The sequence below is a fragment of the Hydrogenophaga sp. 70-12 genome (assembly GCF_001897365.1).
GTDB lineage: Bacteria > Pseudomonadota > Gammaproteobacteria > Burkholderiales > Burkholderiaceae_C > Hydrogenophaga > Hydrogenophaga borbori.
In genome coordinates, this window is the sequence record NZ_MKSS01000044.1 from 1 (window position 1) to 21,429 (window position 21,429).

A 21,429-nucleotide genomic window follows, 5' to 3' on the forward strand; every position below is an offset into this window, starting at 1 on the left:
GTGCCGCACCGACCTGCACATCATCGACGGCGAACTGCCGCGGCGCGAGCCGTCGGCCGTGCCGGGCCACGAGGTGGTGGGCGAGGTGGTGGGCCTGGGGCCGCAGGCGCGGCGCTTCGCGCCCGGGCAGCGCGTGGGCGTCGGCTGGCTGGGCCGCAGCTGCGGGGCCTGCCCTTTTTGCGCCATGGCGCGCGAGAACCTGTGCGACGCGCCGCTGTTCACCGGCTACGACCGCGACGGCGGCTACGCCGAGTACTGTGTGGCCGACGAGCGCTTCTGCTTTGTTCTGCCCGAGGGCGTCGACGACCTGCACGCCGCGCCGCTGCTGTGCGCGGGGCTGATCGGGATGCGCGCCTGGCGGCTGGCGGGCGGGCGCCGGCCGGCGCGGCTGGGCCTGTGGGGCTTTGGCGCCGCGGCGCACATCGTGTGCCAGATCGCGGTCGCGCAGGGACAGCAGGTGCACGCCTTCACGCGGCCCGGCGATGCGGCGGCGCAGGCCTTCGCGCGTCGCCTGGGCGCGCACTGGGCGGGCGCGAGCACCGAGGCGCCCGCGGATGGGCTGGACGCGTCGCTGATCTTCGCGCCCGACGGTGCCCTGGTGCCGGCGGCGCTCGCGGCCGTGCGCAAGGGCGGCGTGGTGGTGTGCGCGGGCATCCACATGAGCACCATCCCGGCCCTCGACTACCGCCTGCTGTGGGGCGAGCGCGAACTGCGGTCGGTGGCCAACCTCACGCGCGACGACGGCGAAGCCTTTTTCCACCTGCTGCGCGAGGTGCCCGTGCACACCCACGTGCAGGCCTTCCCGCTGGAGGAGGCGCAGGCCGCGGTGCAGGCGCTGCGCGAAGGGCGGCTGCAGGGGGCGGCGGTGCTGGTGCCCTGAGCGGCGGGCGGCCGCGCGCAGCTTGCGCCACATCAACAAGCCCCGCGCGGGCGCGGCCTACAGTGAAAGCGCGCCCTGCCGTGCGCAACCGATTCCATTACCTGATGAGGACCACCATGAGCAAACTTCGCCTGCTGGACCCGATGTTCAGCGATTCGTTCGAGAACACCATGCGCCGCTTCTTCTCCCCGGCGACCTTCGACATGGAGCCCGCGCCCCTGCTCAAGATGCGCGTGGACGTGACGGAGAACGACAAGGCCTACGAGGTCAAGGCCGACATTCCCGGCGTGAAGAAGGACGACATCAACGTGCGCATCGATGGCAACGTGGTGCAGATCGACGCCGAGGCGCGCAGCGAGAAGGAAACCAAGGGCAACGGCGACAAGGTGCTGCGCAGCGAGCGCTACCAGGGCACCATCTCGCGCACCTTCAGCCTGGCCAGCGACGTCGACGAGGCCAAGGTGGACGCGCGCTACGCCGATGGCGTGCTCACGCTGACGCTGCCCAAGAAGGCCACCGAAGGCGCGCGCAAGATCGCCATCCAGTGAGCGAGGCCGGTGCCAGCCCGCCCGACGCGCTGGCGCGCAGCGCGGCGCTGGCCCATGCCCTGGCCGCGCGCCTGGGCGCGTCGCTCATCGAGACGCACATCTCCTGGGTTCTGCTCGCGGGAGACCGCGCCTACAAGCTGAAGAAGCCGCTGCGCCTGCCCTTCCTCGACTACTCGACGCTGGCGGCCCGCCGGCGCTGCTGCGAGGAGGAGCTGCGGATCAACCGCCGGCTCGCGCCCTCGCTCTACCTGGACGTGGTGGCGGTCACCGGCGGCGTGGACGCACCCGCAATCGGTGGCGCCGGGCCCGTGATCGACTGGGCCGTGCGCATGCGCCGCTTTCCCGAGGGCGCGCTGTTCGGCGAGCGGCTGCGCGACCGGCGCCTGGGCGAGGCCGAGGTGGACGCCTGCGCGGCCCTGCTGTCGCGCTTTCACCTGGAGGCCTCGGTGGCGCGCGCGAACAGCGGCTTCGCCGGTGCGCCGCACCGCGCGGCGCTCGCCGCCGCCGCGCTGGCGGGGGCGGCGCCGGTGGTGTCGGCCGAGGAAGCGGCGCTGCTGTCGCGCTGGCTGCGCGCGCAGGCGCAGCGGCTCGCGCCGCACTGGGCCGAGCGCCTGCGCACCGGCCACGTGCGCGAGTGCCACGGCGACCTGCACCTGGCCAATCTCATCGTGGTCGATGGCGACGTCAGCGCCTTCGACGGCATCGAGTTCGACCCGGCGCTGCGCTGGATCGACGTCATCGACGACATCGCCTTCCCCGTGATGGACCTGCGCGCGCGCGGGCGGGCCGACCTGGCGTTTCGCCTGCTCAATGCCTGGCTGGACGCCACCGGCGAGCACGCCGGCCTGCCGGGTTTGCGGCACGCCCTGGTGTACCGCGCGCTGGTGCGGGCCCAGGTGGAGTGCCTCAGGGGCCACGAGGCGTCGGCCCGCCGCTACGTCGAGGCCGCCTTGCGCTGGGTGCGCCATGCACCGCCCTGGCTGGCCCTGATGCACGGCCTGCCCGGTTCGGGCAAGAGCTTTGTCTCGCAAGGCCTGCTGCAGGCGCAGGGCGCCATCCGGCTGCGCTCGGACGTGGAGCGCAAGCGCCTGTTCGGTCTGCCGGCCAGCGCCGATTCGCGCGCCAGCGGGCGGGACATCTATGGCGAGGAGGCCACGCGGCGCACCTACGACACGCTGTTCGCGCTGGCGCGCACCGCGCTGGAGGCCGGCTTCCCCGTGATCCTGGACGCGGCCTTCCTGCGCCGCCACGAGCGCGAGGCCGCCGCCGCGCTGGCGCGGCGCGCGCGCGTGCCCTGGCGCATCGTGCACTGCGAGGCGCCCGACGGGGTGCTGCGCGAGCGCCTGCGCGCGCGGCGCGGCGATGCCTCGGAGGCCGACGAGGGCACGCTGGCCGCGCTGCGCGGCGCGCAGGAAGCGCTGGGTGAGGACGAGTGGCTGCGCACCGAGATGGCCTCCCAGGCCCTGGCCCTGCCGACCGCCCCACCCACCGATTCTTGACGGCGGTCAAGGTTGCCCGCGCCCGGCCTGCCAGACTCGCTTGCCTGGTGGGCGCCAGGGAACGATTCGATTCAAGGAGATGACATGTCCGCCATCGATCCAGCGCGCCGCCACATCAACGCCGACCTGCGCGCCCTCATGCACCAGCGGCGCGAACGCCTCGTCGCCCGCCTCTGCCGCGAGAACCTGCCGCTCGGGCAGGCCGACGACATCGTCGAAGAAGTGGACCGCCTCGACAGCGCCATGGCCCTCCTGGAAGACCCCGGTCCCGACGCGTGCGCCAGCTGTGGCGACCCGATTTCGATCACGCGCCGGACCCTGTCGCCCGATGGCGACCTGTGCACCGCCTGCTCCCTGGTGCCCGAAAGAACCTCTCGCGGCGGACGCGAAGGCCCGGCCTCGACCTGGGACGCCGAGTTCCTGCCCGAGCTCGGGTAGGTCCGGGCATCGGTTGGGCGCCCCTGGGTGCCCAAGGGTGCCCAAGGGTGCTCGACGGTACCCAAGAGACGAGCGGCCGACGAGGCCAACCGCGGTCACCGGCGGGGTGGGCGCCCAACGCTGCCTGCGTCCAGGGGCGGCGAGCGCGGGTCGTGCCGCGACGGCCGGCGGGGGCGCCGGCCGCCTTCACCACCTTCGACAGCCAGGACAGCCGCGCGTGGCGCGGTTGGCGCAGCCACTGTGCGCGTGGCCCGGGCGGCCGTGTTTGCGGCGGATCAAGTTCGCCCGCGCCCCGCGGTCGGGGCAGGGCGGCGGCCTTCTTGCGCCACGTCAACTTTCCTTTCGTCGCCAGGCCTAGATTGATCGCACCCATTCAACAAGCCGGAGACCACCGTGACCAAACTGTCGCCCGACAAGCTGCTCTGGATGTACGAGACCATGCTCGTGATCCGGCGCTACGAAGAGACCCTGGCCCAGGTGTACCTGGAGGGCAAGCTGCCGCCGCACATCCAGCAAGGCCTGGCCTTCGACATTGCGTCGGGCCCCGTGCCCGGCGAGATGCACCTGGCCGCCGGGCAGGAGCCCGTGGCCGTGGGCGTGTGCGCCCACCTGAGCGAGGCCGACACCGTGGTCGGCACGCACCGCCCGCACCACTTCGCCATCGCCAAGGGCGTGCCGCTGGACCGCATGACGGCCGAGATCTTCGGCAAGGTCACCGGCCTGGGTCGCGGCAAGGGTGGCCACATGCACCTGTTCGATCCGGCGCACCGCTTCAGCTGCAGCGGCATCGTGGGCGCCAGCCTGCCGCCGGCCTGCGGGGCGGCGCTCGCGGCCAAGCTCACCGCCAGCCAGGCGATCGCCGTGGCCTTCTTCGGCGAAGGCGCGGCCAACCAGGGCACCTTCCACGAGGCGCTGAATCTGGCGGGGCTGTGGCGCCTGCCGGTGGTCTTCGTGTGCGAGGACAACCGCTGGGCGATCTCGGTGGCCAAGGACAAGGCCACGGCCATCGCGTCCAACGCCGAGCGCGCCAGTTCGTATGGCATTGCGGGCATCGCGGTGGAGCACAACGACGCCATCGCGGTGTACGAGGCCGCCGCCCAGGCGGTGGAGCGCGCGCGCAGCGGTGGCGGCGCCACCCTCATCGAGGTGAAGACCGACCGCTACTTCGGCCACTTCCAGGGCGACGCCGAGGTCTACCGGCCCAAGACCGAGGTGAGCGAGCTGCGCCAGCACGACCCGATCCCCGCCCTGGCCGCTTCGCTGCGGCGGCGCAAGCTGCTGGACGACACCCTGGACCACAACATCCACCAGCGCGCCGAGGCGCGCGTTGCGGCGGCCTTCGAATTCGCGCGGGGCAGCCTGTATCCGGCCGCTTCGGAGGCCATGGACCACGTATTCGCCTGAGCGGCGAGGAAGGACCCCCACCATGAGCACCCCTGAGAGCGCTGCCGCCAGCGCAGTGCGCACCCTCACCATGGCCCAGGCCATCGCCGAGGCGATCGGCCAGGAAATGGCGCGCGACCCGCGCGTCTTCGCGATGGGCGAAGACATCGGCCGCTACGGTGGCATCTTCAGCGCCACCGGCGGCCTGCTGGACCGCTTCGGCCCCGAGCGGATCCGCGACACGCCGATCTCGGAGAGCGCCTTCATCGGCGCGGCCACCGGCGCCGCCGCCGCCGGCCTGCGACCGATCGCCGAGCTGATGTTCGTGGACTTCTTCGGCGTCTGCATGGACCAGATCTACAACCACCTGGCCAAGAACCGCTACATGTCGGGCGGGCAGGTGAAGCTGCCGGTGGTGCTGATGACGGCCATCGGCGGCGGCTACGGCGACGCGGCCCAGCACTCGCAGTGCCTGTACGCCACCTTCGCGCACATGCCCGGCCTCAAGGTGGTGGTGCCGTCCAACGCCTACGACGCCAAGGGACTGATGACCCAGGCGATCCGCGACGACAACCCGGTGATGGTCTTTTACCACAAGGGCATCATGGGCTTGCCCTGGATGCAGTACCACGAAGGCGCCACCACCGCCGTGCCCGAGGAGGCCTACACCCTGCCCTTCGGCCAGGCGGCGGTGGTGCGCGAGGGCCGGCACGTGACGATCGTGACGCTGAGCCAGATGGTGCACAAGGCCCTGCTGGCCGCGCGCACGCTGCACACGCAGGGCATCGAGGCCGAGGTGATCGACCTTCGCACGCTGGTGCCGCTGGACACCGAGACCGTGCTGCAGTCCGTCGGCAAGACCGGGCGGCTGCTGATCGTGGACGAGGACTACCTCAGCTTCGGGCTGTCGGGCGAGATCGCCGCGGTGGTGGCCGAGAACATGGACCGCATCGCGCTCGCCGCGCCGGTGCGCCGGCTGGCGGTGCCCGATGTGCCCATTCCCTACAGCCGGCCGCTGGAGCAAGCGGTGATCCCCTCGGTGACGCGCATCGTCGAGGCCTGCTGCGAGCTGGTCGATGCCAAGCTGAAGGCGGCGGCATGACCACCATCGCCCGGGGCCGCGTGGAGCTGGGCCTGCCGGCCGACCACTGGAGCGGCGTGGACGAGGGCGTCCAGGCCCTGCTGGACCGCTGGCTGGTGGCCGAAGGCGCGCGGGTGAGCGCGGGCCAGGCCGTGGCGCGCGCGGTGCTCGTCAAGAGCACGCTGGACATCGTCGCGCCGGCGGACGGCGTGCTCGAGCGCATCCTGGTGCCGGCCGGCGCGAGCTTCGCGCGCGACCAGGCGATCGGCTGGCTCGCGCGGGGGTGAGCCATGCAGATGCCGATGGCGCTGGCCGGGGTGTCTTCGCACGCGGGCCTCTCGCTGGGGCGCTCGCAGCGCGGCGAAAGCGCCGAGGCCTTGTCGCCCTGCCGTCTGCGCGCCAGCGGTGGCGGCGCGGTGCTGCTGGGGCCCTGGCTGCTGCGCGCCGTGCTGCTGTTGCCGGCGGGTCACCCGCGGCTGCAGCCGGGTCCCGCGGCCGCCGCCCTGTGGTTTGGGGCGCTGCACCGCGACTGGCTGCGCAGCCACGGCATCGACGCCATCTGCCACGAGGGGCCGGTGGTGCCGCACTGGGCCTGCTTCGCGGGGCGCTCGCCCGGCGAGGTGCTGGTGGACGGGCGCAAGCTCACGGGCGTGTCGCAGACCTGGCGGCGCGATCGCGTGCAGCTGTGGTCGGGCACGCTGCTGAGCCCGGTGCCCTGGTCGATGCTGTGCCAGGAGTTGAACCGGCGGGCCGAGCACGCGCAGGTGCTGGCCGCCACCACCACCACGGTGCAGGCCTGCCTGGGCCACGCACCCAACGCGGCGCGCTGGGCGGCCGAGCTGGCCGCCCATCTGCGAGAGGCCGCGGCGCGGGACGCAACTTGCGCCGCATCAATGCAGGGGCCGCGCGCGCGGCCCAGACTGGGGCCTCCCGCCGAGGCCCCCATGGCCGACGGCCCCATTCGACACGAGGAGTTGTTTTCATGAAAACGGACGAGCAACTGAAGCAGGACGTGGCGGCGGAACTCGCCTGGGACCCCGCCATCAACACCACCCAGATCGGCGTGGCCGTGCGCGCGGGCATCGTCACGCTCAACGGCACGCTGGACAGCTACGCGCAGAAGCACGCGGTGGAGCGCGCGGTGCGCCGCGTGGCCGGCGCGCGTGGCATCGCGCTCGACCTGGAGGTGCGCCTGTCCCCTGGGCACGCGCGCACCGACAGCGAGATCGCGCAGGCCGCGGCGCATGCCTTGCGCTGGCATTCGCTGGTGCCCGACGACCGGGTGAAGGTCGAGGTCGAGGAGGGCTGGGTTCGCCTCTCGGGTGAGCTGGACTGGGCCTACCAGCGCGCGAGCGCCGAGCAATCGGTGCGCCCGCTCGTGGGCGTGCGCGGCGTGACGAACGACATCTCGATCAAGGCACGCGCCAACGCCGGCGAGATTTCGCGCGGCATTGCCTCGGCCCTGGAGCGGCATGCCCGGCGCGAAGCCCAGCGCATCGCCGTGGACGTGGAGGGCGGCGTGGTCACCCTCAGCGGCACGGTGGAGTCGTTGGCCGACCGGCAGGCCGCGGTCGGCACCGCCTACGCCGCCCGCGGCGTGTCGCGCGTGGTCGACCACCTCGAGGTCGCCGCCTGAGGTACGCCCCGCGCGCCCGGCGGCCACCCCTGTGCGCCCCCTTTAACGATCAGGAGCCAACCATGGCCACCAAACGCCACACCACCCCCAGCGCCGCGCCGGTCGCGGCAACGCCCGAAGCGGCCTGGAACGCCGCCAGCGACCTGCCGCGCCAGCAATTGAGCCTGGCGACCGAAAGCGCCTGCGCGATGTTCCGCGGCTTCGAGGCGATGCGAAAGATCCAGGAGAGAGCGGCGCACCAGGCGCTGCAGCACTACGCGCGCGCGGCGGAAAAGCTCAAGGAGGCCAGCGAGCCCGCGCAGCTCATGCAGATCCAGGCCGACCTCATGCGCTTCGATCTCGAGAGCGCCACGCAGTACTGGCAGCAGCTGGGCGCCGCGGCCGCGGACATGCAGCGCGAATGGATGGCCTGCTACACCCACCTGGCCGACAACGGCGCCCTGGAGCGCGTGAATTCGGCCGTGGACGGGTTTTCGGGGCTGGCGAACGGCTTCAACCCGTTCTTCCCCATGTCGTTGCGCACCGAGGCTTCCTGAGAGGCGCGCCGCGCGCGCGGCGCGGGTTCAGCCGGCCGCGCCGCCGCTCGATGAGGCCAGCTGCCTGAGCACCTCACGCTTGCCCTGGCTGCGCAGCGCCAGGATGGCCGGCAGGAAGCGCGCGCGCGGCGTCACCTGGCCGGTTTCCCACTTCCACACCGACAGCGTGGAGGTGCCGAGGTAGGCGGCCATTTCCTTTTGCGTGAGGCCCAGGCGTTCGCGCTGGGCCTTCAGGCGCTCGGCGCTGAACACCGCGCGGCGCCCGCGCTGAGGCGCCTCGGCCGGCGCGTCGGGCGCGACGGTGTGCAGGGCCTTGTCGGCGCGGCGGCTGGTCTGGCGCAGCGCCACCTGCAGTTCGCGCACCTGGCGCTTGAGCGCGGCGATCTCGCTGCGGTGGCTGGCGCTGGCCTTGCGCAGAGCGTCCAGCTCCTCGCGCAACTCCTTGCGCGCGACGCGCGCGATTTCCTTCTTCAGCGAGGAAGCAAATGTGGTCATCGTCCCATCCGACGGCATTGGTGCCGAATCGCAGAATAGCGCAGGCCCGAGATGTGACCGGATGTGACGGGTGCCTGGGGCGCGGCGGGTGTCAAGCTTTCACCACTTCGTAGCGCAGTTGCGCGAAGCCGGTGCCGAAGGCCTTGGCTTCCAACAGGCGCAGCGGTGGCGTGACGATGCGCCGCGGCAGCAGTGGCGCGCCCGCGCCCAGCGTGACGGAGCCGATGGTGACGATGAGTTCGTCCAGCAGCCCCTGGTCGTGGAACTGGCCGACGAGTTCTCCGCCGCCCATGACCCAGAGGTTGCGCCCGTTCGCGGCGGCGGCCATCTCGGCGTGCACCGCGCGCACGTCGCCGCGCGCGAAGCGGATGTCGGCGCCCGTCACCGTGGGCAGTTCGCGCGAGCTGAACACCCAGCAGGGTTGCGCGTAGGGCCAGGGCTGGGCGTCGGGCTGGCCGGGCTTGACGTGGTGGCGCAGCATCCATTCGTACGTGGACGAGCCCATGGCGAGCGCGCCCACGCCGGCCAGGAAGGTGCCGATGTCGGCGTCCGCCGCCTGGCCCAACTGGAACAGCCAGTCCAGGGAATGTTGGGTGTCGGCGATGAAGCCGTCGAGCGAGCTGGCGACGTAGTACTGGGTTTTCATGGCGGGGTGTGTGCGGGTCGTTGAACGGGCCCGCCATTGTCCGCGCCGCGCGGTTCAGCGGCCCGCCCGCGCCATCAGCCGCCGCGCCCGTTCCACGATGGGCTTGTCCAGCATGCGGCCCTGGTGCTGCACGGCCCCCCGGCCCTCGGACAGGGCGCGCTCGAAGGCGGCCACGATGGCCGCGGCGTCCTGGAGCTCCTGTTCGTTGGCACCGAAGGCCTCGTTGAACACGGGCACCTGCGTCGGGTGGATGGCCAGCGCGCCGGTGAAGCCCGCGTGCCGCGCCGCGCGCGCCATGCGGCCCAGCAACGCCAGGTCGCCGAACTCGGCCAGGCTGCCGACCACGCCCCAGGCCGCGCGGCCGTGGGCGCGCGCGGCCAGCGCCACGGCGTGCGCGGCGTATTGCATGGACTCCATGGTCGGCACCACGCCCAGGGCGTTGGCGTAGTCCTCGCTGCCGAAGACCACGCCGATCACCTCGTCCGGGCAACAGGCCGCGAGCTCGGCCGCGCGCAGCACCGCCGGCGGCGTCTCCAGCAGCAGCACCAGGCCCGCGCCGGCCGGGCGCAGGCGCGCGGCCACGGCGCCCACCTGCGCCGGGTCCTCGGCCTTGGGCAGGAAGACGCCGGCCAGCGGCGTGGCCAGCGCGGCCTCGAGGTCGTCGCCCAGCAGGCCGGGGTCGTTGTTGACCCGCACGAACACCGGCACGCCGTGCGCGGCGATGCGCCGCACCACGCCGGGCAGCGCGCGCCGCGCCTCGGCCTTGGCCTCGGGCGCGATGGCGTCCTCCAGGTCCACGATGATGGCGTCGGCGCCGCGCTGGTGCGCCTTGTCGACGAAGCGCTCCGACAGGGCGGGCACGAAGAGCTGCGAGCGCAGCGCGTGGGCTTGTTCGAGTTTCATGGGGCGATGAGCTTGCTGTCGATGAGTTCCTGGATGGCCGCTTCGCTCAGGCCGGCGCCGCGCAGCAGCTCCAGCGTGTGCTCGCCCAGGCGCGGCGCCGGCCGCGCCAGCCCGCCGGGCGTGCGCGACAGGCGCGGCACGACGGCGTGCATGGGCAGCGAGCCGGTGTCGGCGTCGGGCGCGCGCACCACGATGCCGCGCGCCACCACGTGCGGGTCGGTCACGATCTGGGCGATGTCGTAAACCGGGCCCACGGTGACCTCGCGTTCGCGGAAGAAGGCGAGGTTGTCTTCCAGCGTGCGCTCGCCGATGAAGCCGCCGACCACGGCGTCCAGCGCGTCCACGTGGGCCAGCCGGTCGGCGTTGGTCCGGAAACGCGGATCGTCGATCAGCTCGGCGCGGCCGATGGCGCGCAGCAGGCGCTCGGTCATGCCCTGGGTGGAGGCGGACAGGGCCACCCAGTCGCCGCCCTTGGTGCGGTAGATGTTGCGCGGCGCGGTGATGGAGGTGCGGTTGCCGGTGCGCGCGGGCACCTGGCCGCTGACGTGGTGGGCGGCGGCGTCGGGGCCCATGATGGACAGCAGCGGCTCCAGCAGCGACAGGTCGATGACCTGGCCGGCGCCACCGTTCGTTTCGACCTCGCGCACGGCGGCGGCCACGGCGAAGGCACCGTACAGGCCGGCCACCATGTCGGCCAGGGCCATGTTGGGCAGCATGGGCGGCGCCTCGGGCGCGCCGTTCTTGGCCGCGAAGCCGGACATGGCCTCCACCAGGCTGCCGAAGCCGGGCTGCTGGTGGTAGGGGCCGGTCTGGCCCCAGCCGGTGAGCCGAACGATCACCAGCTTCGGGTTGAGCGCCAGCAGCGCCTCGGGCGCGAAGCCCATCTTCTCCAGCGTGCCGGGCCGGAAGCTCTCGATCAGCACCTGGGCGCCGGCGGCCAGCGTGCGCAGCGCCGCGCGCCCGGGCTCGCTGCGCAGGTCGATGGCCAGGCTCTTCTTGTTGCGCGCGTAGACCTTCCACCAGACCGGCACGCCCTCGGGGTGCTCCGGCCCGCGCTCGCGCCACTGGCGCAGGGTGTCGCCGCCGTCCGGGTCTTCCACCTTGATGACCTCGGCGCCGAAGTCGGCCAGTTGCAGCGACAGCATGTTGCCCGCGACCAGGCGCGAGAGGTCGAGCACGCGCAGGCCGCGCAGCGGGCCGCTGTGGGTGGGGTCGAAGCTGACGTCAAGCATGCAGGACGGGCGCGGCGCGCAGGTGGTGGTCGGTGAGGGACTGGTAGGCGTGCCCCAGGCGCAGCAGGGTGGGCTCGTTGTACCAGCCGGCGGCCAGTTCCAGCGACATGGGCAGGCCTTCGCCGCTCAGCCCGCAGGGCACGGCCAGGCTGGGGATGCCGGCGATGGGCCAAGCGCAGCTGAAGCGCGGGATGCGCCGGATCGCCTGCGCGAAATCCAGGCCCTGTGCGGCGGGCGCGGTGGCCGGCGTGGTGGGCGAGAGGATCGCGTCCACGCGCTGGAACACCCCGCGCAGGCGGTGGCGCCAGCCCTCCATCCAGCGCATGGCCTGCGCGTACTGCTCGCCGCTGACGTTCTCGCCCAGGCGCATGCGCATGAGCACGTCGGCGCCGTAGTCGGCCGCGCGCTCGGCGATGCGCTCGCGGTGCAGGCGCATGGCGTCGGCGGGGATCATGGTGAAGGTGAGCATCTGCTGCGCGTTCTGCACGTCGCCGAGGTCGATGTCCACCAGCTCCACGCCCAGCGAGCGGAACACGTCCAGGGCGCGCTCCATGGCGGCGGCGATGTCGGGGTCGAGGTCCTCGTAGAACCAGCGCCGCTGGATGCCCAGGCGCAGGCCGCGCACCGGCTCGTTGAGCTGGGCCAGGAAGTTCGGCACCGGCACGTCGGCCGACAGGGGGTCGCGCGGGTCGTGGCCGGCGATGGCGGCGAACACGCGCGCCACGTCGCTCACGCGGCGCGCCAGCGGGCCCAGGGTGTCGAAGGGCGGGCTCACGGGCAGCGAGCCGGTGGTGGAGATGCGCCCCACCGTGGGCCGCAGGCCGGCCACGCCGTTGAACGAGGCCGGCAGGCGGATGGAGCCGGCCGTGTCGCTGCCGATGGAGGCCACGCACATGCCGGCCGCCACCGAGGCGCCCGAGCCGCCGCTGGAGCCGCCGGCGATGTGGCCGGTGTTCCAGGGGTTGCGCACCGGGCCGAAGTGCAGGCTCTGGCTGGTCGGGCCGAACACCCATTCGTGCAGGTTGGCCTTGCCCACGATCACCGCGCCGTTGCGCACCAGGCGGTCCACCACGAAGGCGTTGGTGCGCGCGATGTTGTCTTTCAGGATGACCGAGGCCGCGGTGGTGGGCACGCCAGCCAGGTCCACGTTGTCCTTCACGCTGACGGTCATGCCGTGCAGCAGGCCGCGCCATTCGCCGGCGGCCGCCGCGCGGTCCAGCGCCTCGGCCGTGCGCAGCGCGGGCTCGGCGGTGGTGCAGATCATGGCGTTGATCGAGGGGTTCAGCCGCTCGATGCGGTCCAGCGCGCGGCGCGTTTCCTGCACGGCGCTGCCCAGGCTGGACGGGAAAAAGGGGGTCTCGGGATCGGACACGGGCGCTCCTCTTGGGTGGACGTCGGGTGGGGGACCGTCTTTCACTCTATCTCATTTAATGTTGTTGACATACCGTTAAATGGTATGCATAGTCCGCCGCCTGAAATCGAATAAGCTTTCGTTTCATTTAATGAGACGAAAGGACGTCCCAATGCCCGCAGTCGCCGAATCCGACCACGACACCGCCAGCCCGCAGGCCTCGCTCACGCAAAGCCTGGACCGGGCCATTGGCCTGCTGGAAGAGGTGGTGAACCACGCCGCGTCCGGCGCCGCGCTGGGCGCGCTGGCCGAACGGGCGCGCCTGTCCAAGCCCACGGCGCACCGCCTGCTCAACGGCCTGCGCAAGCTGGGCCTGGTGGACTACGACGAGAAGACGCGCCTGTTCTTCCCCGGCCTCAAGCTCTACCGCATGGGCCTGGCCTCGGCCGCGCGCTTCGACCTGGTGCAGTTGGCCCAGCCCGGCATGGCCCTGCTGGCCGAGGAGACCGGCGACACGGTCTACCTCTCGCTGCGCGCCGGCGACAGCGCGCTGTGCGTGGCGCGCCAGACCGGCTCCTTCCCGATTCGCACGCTCACGCTGGAGGTGGGCGACTACCGCCCGCTGGGCCTGGGCGCCGGCAGCCTGGCCTTGCTGGCCGCGCTGCCCGACGCCGAGGTCGAGCAGGTGATCGCGCGCAACCGCGAGAAGCTCGCGCCGCACGCCAACTTCGACCCGGTCAACCTGCGCGCCATGGTGCGCCAGACGCGCGAGCAGGGCCACTCGCTCAACGACGGCAAGATGCTGCCCGAGATGGCCGCCATCGGCGTCACCGTGCGCGACGTGGCGGGCCGTCCGGCGGCGGCGCTGTCCATCGCCACCATCACCAGCCGCATGCGGCCCGAGCGGCGCGCCTCCGTCGTGGCGCTGCTGATGCGCGAGGCGCGCGCGCTCGAGCAGGCCCTGGGCGTGGCGCCCGCCCCGGAGGCGCCCCGATGAGCGCCGCCGGCCAACTCACCCGGCGCGCAGCCCCGCGGTGCGCCGCGCGGAGGGTCGTCCTGTGAAGGCGGCGCAGCGCTTCAAGCAGGCTTTGCGCGAGGACCGGCCGGTGGCCGTGATCAACGCCGACTACGCCAATGCCGGCCTGGTGGAGTTCCTGGCCCGGCCCGAGCTGGGTGTGGACGCCGTGATGCTGGACGCCGAGCAGGGCAGCCCCGACTTCGAGCGCATCGAGGACATGGCGCGCGCCGCGCGCCTGAGCGGCCTGTGCGTGCTGGTGCGCCTGTTCTCGCCCGAGCCCTGGGTCATCGAGCGCATGCTGCTGCGCGGCATCGACGGCCTCATCGTGCCGCGCCTGGACACCGCCGAGCAGGCGCGCGCCGCGCTGGAGGTGCTGCGCTACTGCCACCCGCACGACGCCGACGACAAGCTGTTCGTGGTGCAGATCGAAAGCGCCGCCGCGCACGCCAACCTGGACGATTTCCTCGCCGTCGACGGCATCGACGCGCACTTCATCGGCCCGGTGGACCTCTCCCGCAGCATGGGCCATCGCGGCGACTACGCCGCGGCGCCCGTGCAGGCGGCGGTCGACGACATCCTGCAGCGCAGCCGCGCGGCCGGGCGCGCCGTCGGGACCATGGTCAAGCCGGGCGATGCCGAGCAATGGGTGGCGCGCGGCGCGCGCTTCCTCTACTTCCACGTCAACGACTGGCTGCGCATCGGCGCGCGCTCGTTCCCGATCGCGCGCGGCTGACGCCGCCCTTCTCTCCACAAGGCCTCCCGCATGGACATGACCCCTCCGACCGCCGCCGCCAAGGCGTCCGTTTACCAACCGTCCCAGCAGGGCCTGTACTTTCCGCGGCCGCCGGTCTTCAAGACCCTGGAAGAAGAGCGCCTGCACCGCAAGCAGCGCCTGGCCGCCGTGTGCCGCGTGTTCGCGCGCTACCGCTACGAATACGGCTTCGCCGGCCACGTGACGGTGCGCGACCCGGAGTTCCCCGACCGCTTCTGGACCAACCCCTTCGCCATGGACTTCGGCCGCGTGCGCGTGTCCGACCTGCTGCTGGTCGACCACGACGGCACGGTGCTCGAAGGCGGCTGGGCCGTGAACCAGGCCGGCTTCGTGCTGCACTCGGCCATCCACCGGCAGCACCCGCACGTGCTGGCCTCGTGCCATATGCACACCGCCAACGGCATGGCCTGGGCCGCGCTGGGCCGCCCGCTGGACCCGATCACGCAGACGGCCGCCGGCTTCTACAACGACCACGCGGTCATCACCGAACAGGCCGGCGCCGTGGTGGTGGAGCGCGAGGCCGGCCAGGCCGTGGCCGCCGCCTTTGGCGACAACAAGGCCGTCATCCACCAGAACCACGGCCTGTTCACCGTGGGCCGCGAGAGCGTGGACGAGGCCGCCTGGTGGTTCATCGCCATGGAGCGCGCCTGCGAGATCCAGCTCAAGGCCGAGGCCACCGGCCACCCGCTCAAGCTCATCTCGCCCGAGGCCGCCGCGCACTCGGCCAAGCACCTGGCCACGCCGCTGGCGGCCTGGCTGCATTTCCAGCCGATCTACGACGCCGTCGCGCGCGCCGAGCCCGACCTGTTCGATTGACCGGCTCGACCGATCGCCCCGCTTTCCCTCACCCCTCCCGCAACCCTGACCTGGAAGAAGACCTGCATGAACACCTTCGGACGATTCTTCAAGGGCGCGCTGATCGCCGCCTGCGCCCTCACCGCCCTCGGCGCCGCCGCCCAGCAGCCGCGCAAGCTCACCTACGCCACCTTCTACGGCTCCAGCGAGTTCTATGAGATGTCGGCGAAGTACTTCATGGACGAGGTCACCAAGCGCACCCAGGGCAAGGTCACCTTCCAGCCCTACTACGGCGGCACCCTGCTCAAGACGGCCGAGATGAGCACCGGCCTGGCCAAGGGCGCGGCCGACCTCGGCGCCGCCGTGCCCGCCGCCTTCAACCCGCGCGAGTTCCCGCTCACCGGCGTGGTCATGCCCTTCATCTCGGAGAACCCGATCGCGGTGACCTACGCCTTCAAGGAGCTGATGGACACCACGCCCGAGCTGCAGCAGGAGTACCAGCGCAACAACCAGAAGCTGCTGTGGGCCCTGGCCTCGGGTGAGAACTCGCTCTGGACCAACAAGCCCATCCGCACCGCGGCCGACCTCAAGGGCTCGCGCATCCGCGCCATCATCGGCGTGGCCGACGGCATCAAGGCCCTGGGCGGCACGCCCATCAGCATCCCCTGGGTGGAAGCGCTGGAGTTGGTGCAGCGCGGCGGCGCCGAAGGCGTGAGTGGCACGCCCTTCAACCAGGCCGTCATCACCAAGGTCTACGACATGGCGCCCTACGCGTCCAACGCCGGCCGCATGGGCGTGTACACGCCGGTCACCTGGTCCATCAACCTGGACACCTGGAAGTCGCTCGACCCCGCCACGCAGAAGGTGATGGAAGAGGTGGCGGCCGAGGTGCCGGGCAAGTACTTCGCGGCCTACGAGGGCGAGATGAACAAGGCCGTGGAACAGGCGCGCGCCGCCACCAAGATGACCTACGTGCCCATGGACGAGGCCGAGGTCAAGCGCTGGCAGGACGTGGCGCGCCCCGAGGTGCAGAAGAAGTGGGCCGACATGGCGCGCCGCTACTACAAGGAGCCGCAGCAGCTGGTCGACAAGTTCACCGCGCTGACCCGCAAGTACGAAGCGCAGCACCCCTACGTGACCGGCTTCGACCGCCTGAGCAAGAAGTAATTCCCATCCCCTGGTGGCCCTCGCGCGCCCAGCGGCGCGGGGGCCGGGAGACCCCTCCGTGTTCTCAACCCTTTCAGGCGCGATCCGGCGCCTCAGTCTGGCGCTGGGCGTCATCGCCGGCGCGGGCACCGCGCTGCTGATGCTCACCGTGGTGCCCGACCTGTTCTCGCGCAGTTTCCTGGGCGAGGCCGTCTACGGCATGGCCGAGACGGGCATCTTCCTGCTGGTGCTCATCGTCTACCTCGCGCTGGGCTCGGCCCAGGTGCGCAAGGAGCACTTCCACGTCGGCGTGCTCGACACCCTGATCGGCCGCGACGCGCAGCGCTGGGTCTGGGTGCTGCGCTTCGCGCTGTCGGCCCTGGTGTGCGGCGTCTTCACCTGGTACGCCAGCAAGGGCGCGATCGACTCCACCCTGAGCCTGGAGCAGTCCTACGCGGTGATCGAGTACCCGATCTGGCCCGCCAAGATCGTGGTGGCGCTGGGCCTGCTGCTGCTCACCGTGCAGTTCCTCATGGACCTGGTCGATGCCTTGACCACCCCGCAATACCTCCCCGACGGCGGCCACGAAGGCGCGCCCGACCACGCAGGCGAAGCACCATGACCCCCTTGGAAATCGGCTACCTGATGGTGGCCGGCGTGATTGTTCTGCTGGCCCTGGGCATCCCCGTGGCCCTGAGCCTGCTGGCCGTGGGCGCCTCCGGTCTGTTCGCCATCCGCGGCGTGCGCGGCACCGAGTTCCTGCTGGAAAGCCTGCCCTATACCAGCGTGGCCAACCTGGCGCTGATCGTCATTCCGCTGTTCATCCTGATGGGGCACTTCGCGTTCTCCGCCGGGCTCTCGGACAAGGCGTACAAGGCCGCCAAGGCCTGGGTCGGCCACATCGCGGGCGGTCTGCCCATCGCCACCGTGTTCGCCTGCGCGGGCTTCGCCACCGTGTGCGGCTCCAGCGTGGCCACGGCCGCGACCATCTCCAAGGTGACCGTGCCCGAGATGCTGCGCGCCGGCTACAACCAGCGCCTGGCCGCGGGCCCCGTGGCCATCGCGGGCGCACTGGGCATCCTGATCCCGCCCAGCGGCATCCTGGTGATCTACTCGATCGCGACCAACGTGTCGGTGAGCGACCTGTTCATCGGCGCGCTGATCCCCGGCATCCTCACCGCCATCGTCTACGCCTTCGGCATCTACTTCATGGTGCGGCGCGACCCCGAGCTGGTGAAGCGCACGCGCATTCCCAAGGCCAGCTGGGGCGAGCGCGCCAAGGCCACGGCGGCCGCGTGGGAGGTGGTGGTGCTGTTCCTGGTGGTGATCGGCTGCATCTACACCGGAGTGGCCACGGCCACCGAGGCGGCCGGCATCGGCGCCGCGCTGGCGCTGGTCTTCGCGCTGTTGCGCAAGGGGCAGAAGGGCACGATCTGGAAGGGCCTGGTGGAAACCGGCTCCAGCACCGCCTCCATCTTCCTGCTGATGATCGCCTCGGCCGTGTTCAGCGTGGCCCTGGGCACCACGCAGCTGCCCACGGTGCTGGCCGAGGCCGTGACGGGCCTGAACCTCTCGCCGGCCGTGCTCCTGTTGCTGCTGATCGTTCCCTACCTGATCCTGGGCTGCCTGATCGATGGCATCTCGATGATCTTCATCACCATGCCGGTGGTGTTCCCCATCATCGAAGCGGCCGGCATCCACCCGGTGCTGTTCGGCATCTTCGTGACCAAGCTGGTGGAGGTCGGCGCGGTGACCCCGCCGGTGGGCATCAACGTGTTCGTGGTGCAGGGCTCGGTGCCGGGCCTCAAGTTGGGCGAGATCTTCCGTGGCGTGATCCCCTTCATCCTCATGGAGCTGGGGCTGATCGGCCTGATGATCGCCTTCCCGCAGATCGTGACCGGGGTGCTGTGATGGGCGATCCGCTGCGCCTGGGCGCGACCGAGCTGCGCGCGGCCTACCTGCGCCGCGCGCTGTCGCCGGTGGAGGTGACGCGCGCCTACCTGGACCGCATCGCGGCGCGCAACAGCCACCTGCACGCTTACCTCGAGGTCTACACCGAGGGCGCGCTGGCGCAGGCGCGGGCCAGCGAGCAGCGCCTGTCCAGCGGCCTGCCCGTGGGGCCGCTGGAAGGCGTGCCGCTGGCGCTCAAGGACCTGCTGCACATCGAAGGCCGGCGCACCACGGCCGGCTCCACCGTGTTCGCGGACCGGGCGCCGAGCGAGCTCACCTCCACCGTGGCCGCGCGCCTCATGGGCGCGGGCGCGGTGGTGCTGGGCAAGGCCAACCTGGTGGAATTCGCCTACGGCGGCTGGGGCACCAACCAGGGCCTGCGTTCGCCGGTGAACCCCTGGGACGGCGCGGTTGAGCGCTGCGTCGGCGGCTCCAGCAGCGGCTCGGGCGTGGCGGTGTCGGCCGGCCTCGCGGCCGGTGCCATCGGCACCGACACGGGGGGGTCGGTGCGCATTCCCTCGGCCTTCTGCGGCCTCACGGGCCTGAAGACCACGCAGGGCCGGGTGAGCAACTTCGGCGTCGAGCTGGTGAGCCACACCCTGGACACCGTGGGCCCCATGGCCTGGACGGCCGAGGACGCGGCCCTGCTGTTGCAGGCCATGCACGGCCCCGACCCGCGCGACCCCGCCACGCTCGCGCACGCGCCGGAGGACTTTCTCTCGCGCCTGGGCGAGCCCATTGCCGGCCTGCGCATCAGCGTTGCACCGGCCGGCGTGCTCGGTGCCGTCGAGCCCGCCATCGCCCAGGCGGTGGACGAGGCGGTTCGCGTGCTGCTCTCGCTGGGCTGCCTGCGCCGCGACGAGGCCTTCGCCCGCATCGACTTCGTCGCCGACCAGGCCGAGACCGGCGTGATCATCTCCAGCGAGGCCTACGCCGAGCACGGCCACCTGCTCGCCGGCTCGCCGCCGCCGGGCGACGCCGCCGCGCGCGCGCGGCTGCTGAGCGGCGGCGCCATCGCCGCGCCGCGCTACGCCGCCGCGCTGCGCGAGCGCCAGCGCCGCGTGCGCGATTTCGCCCGCGTGTTCGAACACACCGACCTGCTGGTGCTGCCCACGCTGCCCGTCACCGCGCGGCCGCTGGCCACGATCGACGAAGCCGATCTCGCGCCCAGCCGGCTCACGCGCTTCGTCGGCTACCACGGCCTGAGCGCCATCGCGCTGCCCTGCGGTCTCTCGCCCGAGGGTCTGCCGGTGTCGCTGCAGCTCGTGGCGCCCGCCTTCCACGAGGCGCGCCTGCTGCGCGCCGGCGTGGCCTTCCAGTCCGCCACGGCATTCCACCGCGCGCGGCCGTCCACCTTCTGAGTTGTCCGAATGTCCACCGCTTCTTCCGCTTCTCCCGCCACCCTGACGATGTCCGGTGGCGCCGCCATCGCCCGCATGATCCGCGCCTTCGGCGGCGGCCCCATGTTCGGCATGGGTGGCTTCCAGGTGCTGCCGCTCTACGAGGCCGCGCGCGAACTGGGCCTGCCGCACCACCTCATCCACGACGAGCGCAACGCTGTCTTCGTGGCCGACGCCTACGCCAAGGTCAGCGGCCGCGTGGGCCTGGCCGACGCCACCGTGGGCCCCGGCGCCACCAACATGCTCACCGCGCTGGCCGAGGCGCTGAACGCCGGCTCGCCCCTGGTCTGCGTGGTGGGCGATACGCACCGCGACCACTCCTGGAAGAACATGACGCAGGAGAGCCGTCAGGTGGACGCGCTGCGCCCCATGTGCAAGGAGTTGATCCGCGTCGAGTCCATCAAGCGCATCCCCGAGCTGATGCGCCGCGCCTTCGCCGTGGCCACCACCGGCCGCCCCGGTCCCGTGGTGGTGGACGTGCCCGAGGACCTGATGCACGACACCTGCGACTTCAGCGAGGCCGATTTCGTGGTGAACCCGGCCTACGAGGCCGCACCCGCGCTGCGCTCGCGGCCCGACGGCGAGGCGGTGGCGCGCGCGGCCGACCTGCTGGCGAACGCGAAGCAGCCCATCGTGCTGGCCGGTGGCGGCGTTCACCTGTCGGGCGCGGCGCAGGCGCTGACCGACTTCGCGCGGGCCACGAACATCCCGGTGGCGCACACCCTCACCGGCAAGGGCGCCATCCCCTGCGTCGATCCCTTGAGCGCTGGCCTGTTCGGTCGCTACGACCGCATCGCCAACGGCCTGATCGAGCAGAGCGACGTGGTGTTGGTGGTGGGCTGCAAGCTCGGCGAGATCGCCACCAAGCGCTACACCGTGCCCGCGCCGGGCAAGACCGTCATCCACCTCGACATCGTGGCCGAGGAGTTCGGCCGCACCCTGCAGCCCGAGGTGATGCTCTGGGGCGACGTGAAGCTGGGTCTGCAGGACCTGATGGCCGCGCTCGGCGGGCGCGCCGCCGCGCTCAAGGCCCGCCTGCGGCCGCTGGCCGAGAGCGTGCCCGCGCGCATGGCGAAGTGGCGCGAGGAGGTGTCGGGGCGCCTGTATTCCGAAGAGAAACCGATTTCGGTCGCGCGCCTGATCACCGAGATCAACAAGGTGCTGCCGGAGGACGGCATCCTGGTCGCCGACGGCGGTTTCGCCGCGCACTGGGCTGGCCTGCTGTTCGACACCAAGCGCGCCGGCCGCGGCTTCGTGCCCGACCGCGGCTTCGCTTCCATTGGCTATGGCCTGCCGGGCGCCATCGGCGCCGCGCTGGCCGCGCCGGGCCGCCCGGTGTTCAGCCTCACCGGCGACAGCGGCTTCTGCATGGTGCTGGGCGACCTGGAAACCGCCGCCCGCCTGAACCTGGACTTCACCGTCATCGTGGTCAACAACGCCGCGTCCGGCTACGTGAAGGCCTTGCAGCACCTGGTCTACGGCGCGGGCAAGCACATCAGCGCGGACCTGAATGAGGTGAACTTCGCCAAGGTCGCGCAAGCCTTCAACTGCACCGGCATCCGCGTGGAAGAACCCGGCGAACTGGAAGGCGCGCTGCGCCAGGCCATGGCCACCAAGGGGCCGGTGGTGATCGACGTGATCGTCACGCGCGACCCGGCGAAGATGCTGCCCGGCGTGGACAGCCGCGCCGCGGTGATCAAGAAAGGGGACCGCATTGCCT

The 21,429-nt window shown here is 71.9% G+C and carries 23 protein-coding genes; 18 read left to right on the forward strand and 5 right to left on the reverse strand.

Annotated elements, in window-relative coordinates:
• The 10 genes from BGO22_RS03215 to BGO22_RS03260 all read left to right on the forward strand — a co-directional run.
• On the forward strand, positions 1–880 hold an 880-nt coding region (locus BGO22_RS03215), incomplete at its 5' end, for a zinc-binding alcohol dehydrogenase family protein (RefSeq protein WP_286848887.1).
• A gap of 116 nt (positions 881–996) precedes the next feature.
• The gene (locus BGO22_RS03220) at positions 997–1,428 is read left to right on the forward strand and encodes an Hsp20/alpha crystallin family protein (RefSeq protein ID WP_286848890.1); all 432 of its coding nucleotides are present in this window, start codon (positions 997–999) and stop codon (positions 1,426–1,428) included.
• Entirely contained in the window at positions 1,425–2,927 is a 1,503-nt protein-coding gene (locus BGO22_RS03225; RefSeq protein ID WP_286848892.1) for a bifunctional aminoglycoside phosphotransferase/ATP-binding protein, read from the forward strand. The genes BGO22_RS03220 and BGO22_RS03225 overlap by 4 nt, the downstream gene beginning before the upstream one ends.
• Positions 2,928–3,011: 84 nt before the next feature.
• Positions 3,012–3,365 carry a hypothetical protein gene (locus tag BGO22_RS03230; protein WP_286848894.1) on the forward strand — a complete coding sequence of 118 codons (354 nt, stop codon included), beginning with the start codon at positions 3,012–3,014 and terminating at the stop codon, positions 3,363–3,365.
• A 393-nt stretch (positions 3,366–3,758) separates the two neighbouring features.
• Positions 3,759–4,769, forward strand: coding sequence for a thiamine pyrophosphate-dependent dehydrogenase E1 component subunit alpha (locus tag BGO22_RS03235; RefSeq protein ID WP_239478253.1), 1,011 nt, complete (start codon positions 3,759–3,761; stop codon positions 4,767–4,769).
• Between the two features lie 22 nt (positions 4,770–4,791).
• A complete protein-coding gene (locus tag BGO22_RS03240) occupies positions 4,792–5,850 on the forward strand; it encodes an alpha-ketoacid dehydrogenase subunit beta (RefSeq protein ID WP_286848898.1) in 1,059 nt (352 codons plus the stop codon).
• Positions 5,847–6,116, forward strand: a complete 270-nt coding sequence (locus BGO22_RS03245; protein WP_116958762.1) for a lipoyl domain-containing protein — start codon at positions 5,847–5,849, stop codon at positions 6,114–6,116. Before BGO22_RS03240 ends, BGO22_RS03245 begins: the two co-directional genes overlap by 4 nt.
• A 3-nt stretch (positions 6,117–6,119) precedes the next feature.
• Entirely contained in the window at positions 6,120–6,815 is a 696-nt protein-coding gene (locus tag BGO22_RS03250; protein WP_286848902.1) for a lipoate--protein ligase family protein, read from the forward strand.
• Entirely contained in the window at positions 6,812–7,465 is a 654-nt protein-coding gene (locus BGO22_RS03255; protein ID WP_070401086.1) for a BON domain-containing protein, read from the forward strand. Before BGO22_RS03250 ends, BGO22_RS03255 begins: the two co-directional genes overlap by 4 nt.
• Before the next feature lie 62 nt (positions 7,466–7,527).
• Positions 7,528–8,001 carry a phasin family protein gene (locus BGO22_RS03260; RefSeq protein ID WP_286848906.1) on the forward strand — a complete coding sequence of 158 codons (474 nt, stop codon included), beginning with the start codon at positions 7,528–7,530 and terminating at the stop codon, positions 7,999–8,001.
• 27 nt (positions 8,002–8,028) lie between these two features.
• Here BGO22_RS03260 and BGO22_RS03265 read toward each other — a convergent pair whose 3' ends face one another.
• From BGO22_RS03265 to BGO22_RS03285, 5 genes are all read right to left on the reverse strand, one after another.
• Positions 8,029–8,496, reverse strand: a complete 468-nt coding sequence (locus BGO22_RS03265; protein WP_204744115.1) for a helix-turn-helix domain-containing protein — start codon at positions 8,494–8,496, stop codon at positions 8,029–8,031.
• 91 nt (positions 8,497–8,587) lie between these two features.
• Positions 8,588–9,142: a dihydrofolate reductase family protein gene (locus tag BGO22_RS03270; protein ID WP_286848911.1), complete on the reverse strand. Its 555-nt coding sequence runs from the start codon at positions 9,140–9,142 to the stop codon at positions 8,588–8,590.
• A gap of 54 nt (positions 9,143–9,196) precedes the next feature.
• Positions 9,197–10,045, reverse strand: coding sequence for an HpcH/HpaI aldolase/citrate lyase family protein (locus BGO22_RS03275; RefSeq protein ID WP_286848914.1), 849 nt, complete (start codon positions 10,043–10,045; stop codon positions 9,197–9,199).
• Positions 10,042–11,277 carry a CaiB/BaiF CoA transferase family protein gene (locus BGO22_RS03280; RefSeq protein ID WP_070401081.1) on the reverse strand — a complete coding sequence of 412 codons (1,236 nt, stop codon included), beginning with the start codon at positions 11,275–11,277 and terminating at the stop codon, positions 10,042–10,044. Before BGO22_RS03280 ends, BGO22_RS03275 begins: the two co-directional genes overlap by 4 nt.
• Positions 11,270–12,649 carry an amidase gene (locus BGO22_RS03285; RefSeq protein ID WP_286848917.1) on the reverse strand — a complete coding sequence of 460 codons (1,380 nt, stop codon included), beginning with the start codon at positions 12,647–12,649 and terminating at the stop codon, positions 11,270–11,272. Before BGO22_RS03285 ends, BGO22_RS03280 begins: the two co-directional genes overlap by 8 nt.
• A 151-nt stretch (positions 12,650–12,800) precedes the next feature.
• On the opposite strand from BGO22_RS03285, the gene BGO22_RS03290 reads away from it, so the two are divergent.
• From BGO22_RS03290 to BGO22_RS03325, 8 genes are all read left to right on the forward strand, one after another.
• A complete protein-coding gene (locus BGO22_RS03290) occupies positions 12,801–13,625 on the forward strand; it encodes an IclR family transcriptional regulator (protein WP_204744118.1) in 825 nt (274 codons plus the stop codon).
• A gap of 61 nt (positions 13,626–13,686) precedes the next feature.
• Positions 13,687–14,379: an HpcH/HpaI aldolase family protein gene (locus BGO22_RS03295; protein WP_070401078.1), complete on the forward strand. Its 693-nt coding sequence runs from the start codon at positions 13,687–13,689 to the stop codon at positions 14,377–14,379.
• A gap of 30 nt (positions 14,380–14,409) precedes the next feature.
• Positions 14,410–15,234 carry a class II aldolase/adducin family protein gene (locus BGO22_RS03300; protein ID WP_204744120.1) on the forward strand — a complete coding sequence of 275 codons (825 nt, stop codon included), beginning with the start codon at positions 14,410–14,412 and terminating at the stop codon, positions 15,232–15,234.
• Between the two features lie 66 nt (positions 15,235–15,300).
• Complete coding sequence (dctP, locus tag BGO22_RS03305; RefSeq protein ID WP_070401076.1) at positions 15,301–16,380, forward strand: TRAP transporter substrate-binding protein DctP; 1,080 nt, start codon at positions 15,301–15,303, stop codon at positions 16,378–16,380.
• 58 nt (positions 16,381–16,438) lie between these two features.
• Complete coding sequence (locus BGO22_RS03310; RefSeq protein ID WP_070401075.1) at positions 16,439–16,981, forward strand: TRAP transporter small permease subunit; 543 nt, start codon at positions 16,439–16,441, stop codon at positions 16,979–16,981.
• Complete coding sequence (locus BGO22_RS03315; RefSeq protein ID WP_286848929.1) at positions 16,978–18,270, forward strand: TRAP transporter large permease; 1,293 nt, start codon at positions 16,978–16,980, stop codon at positions 18,268–18,270. The genes BGO22_RS03310 and BGO22_RS03315 overlap by 4 nt, the downstream gene beginning before the upstream one ends.
• Positions 18,270–19,670 (forward strand): amidase, encoded by a 1,401-nt coding sequence (locus tag BGO22_RS03320; protein ID WP_286848932.1) that lies wholly within the window; start codon positions 18,270–18,272, stop codon positions 19,668–19,670. The genes BGO22_RS03315 and BGO22_RS03320 overlap by 1 nt, the downstream gene beginning before the upstream one ends.
• Positions 19,671–19,679: 9 nt before the next feature.
• The coding region (locus BGO22_RS03325; protein ID WP_070401072.1) for a thiamine pyrophosphate-binding protein at positions 19,680–21,429 on the forward strand (1,750 nt) is incomplete at its 3' end.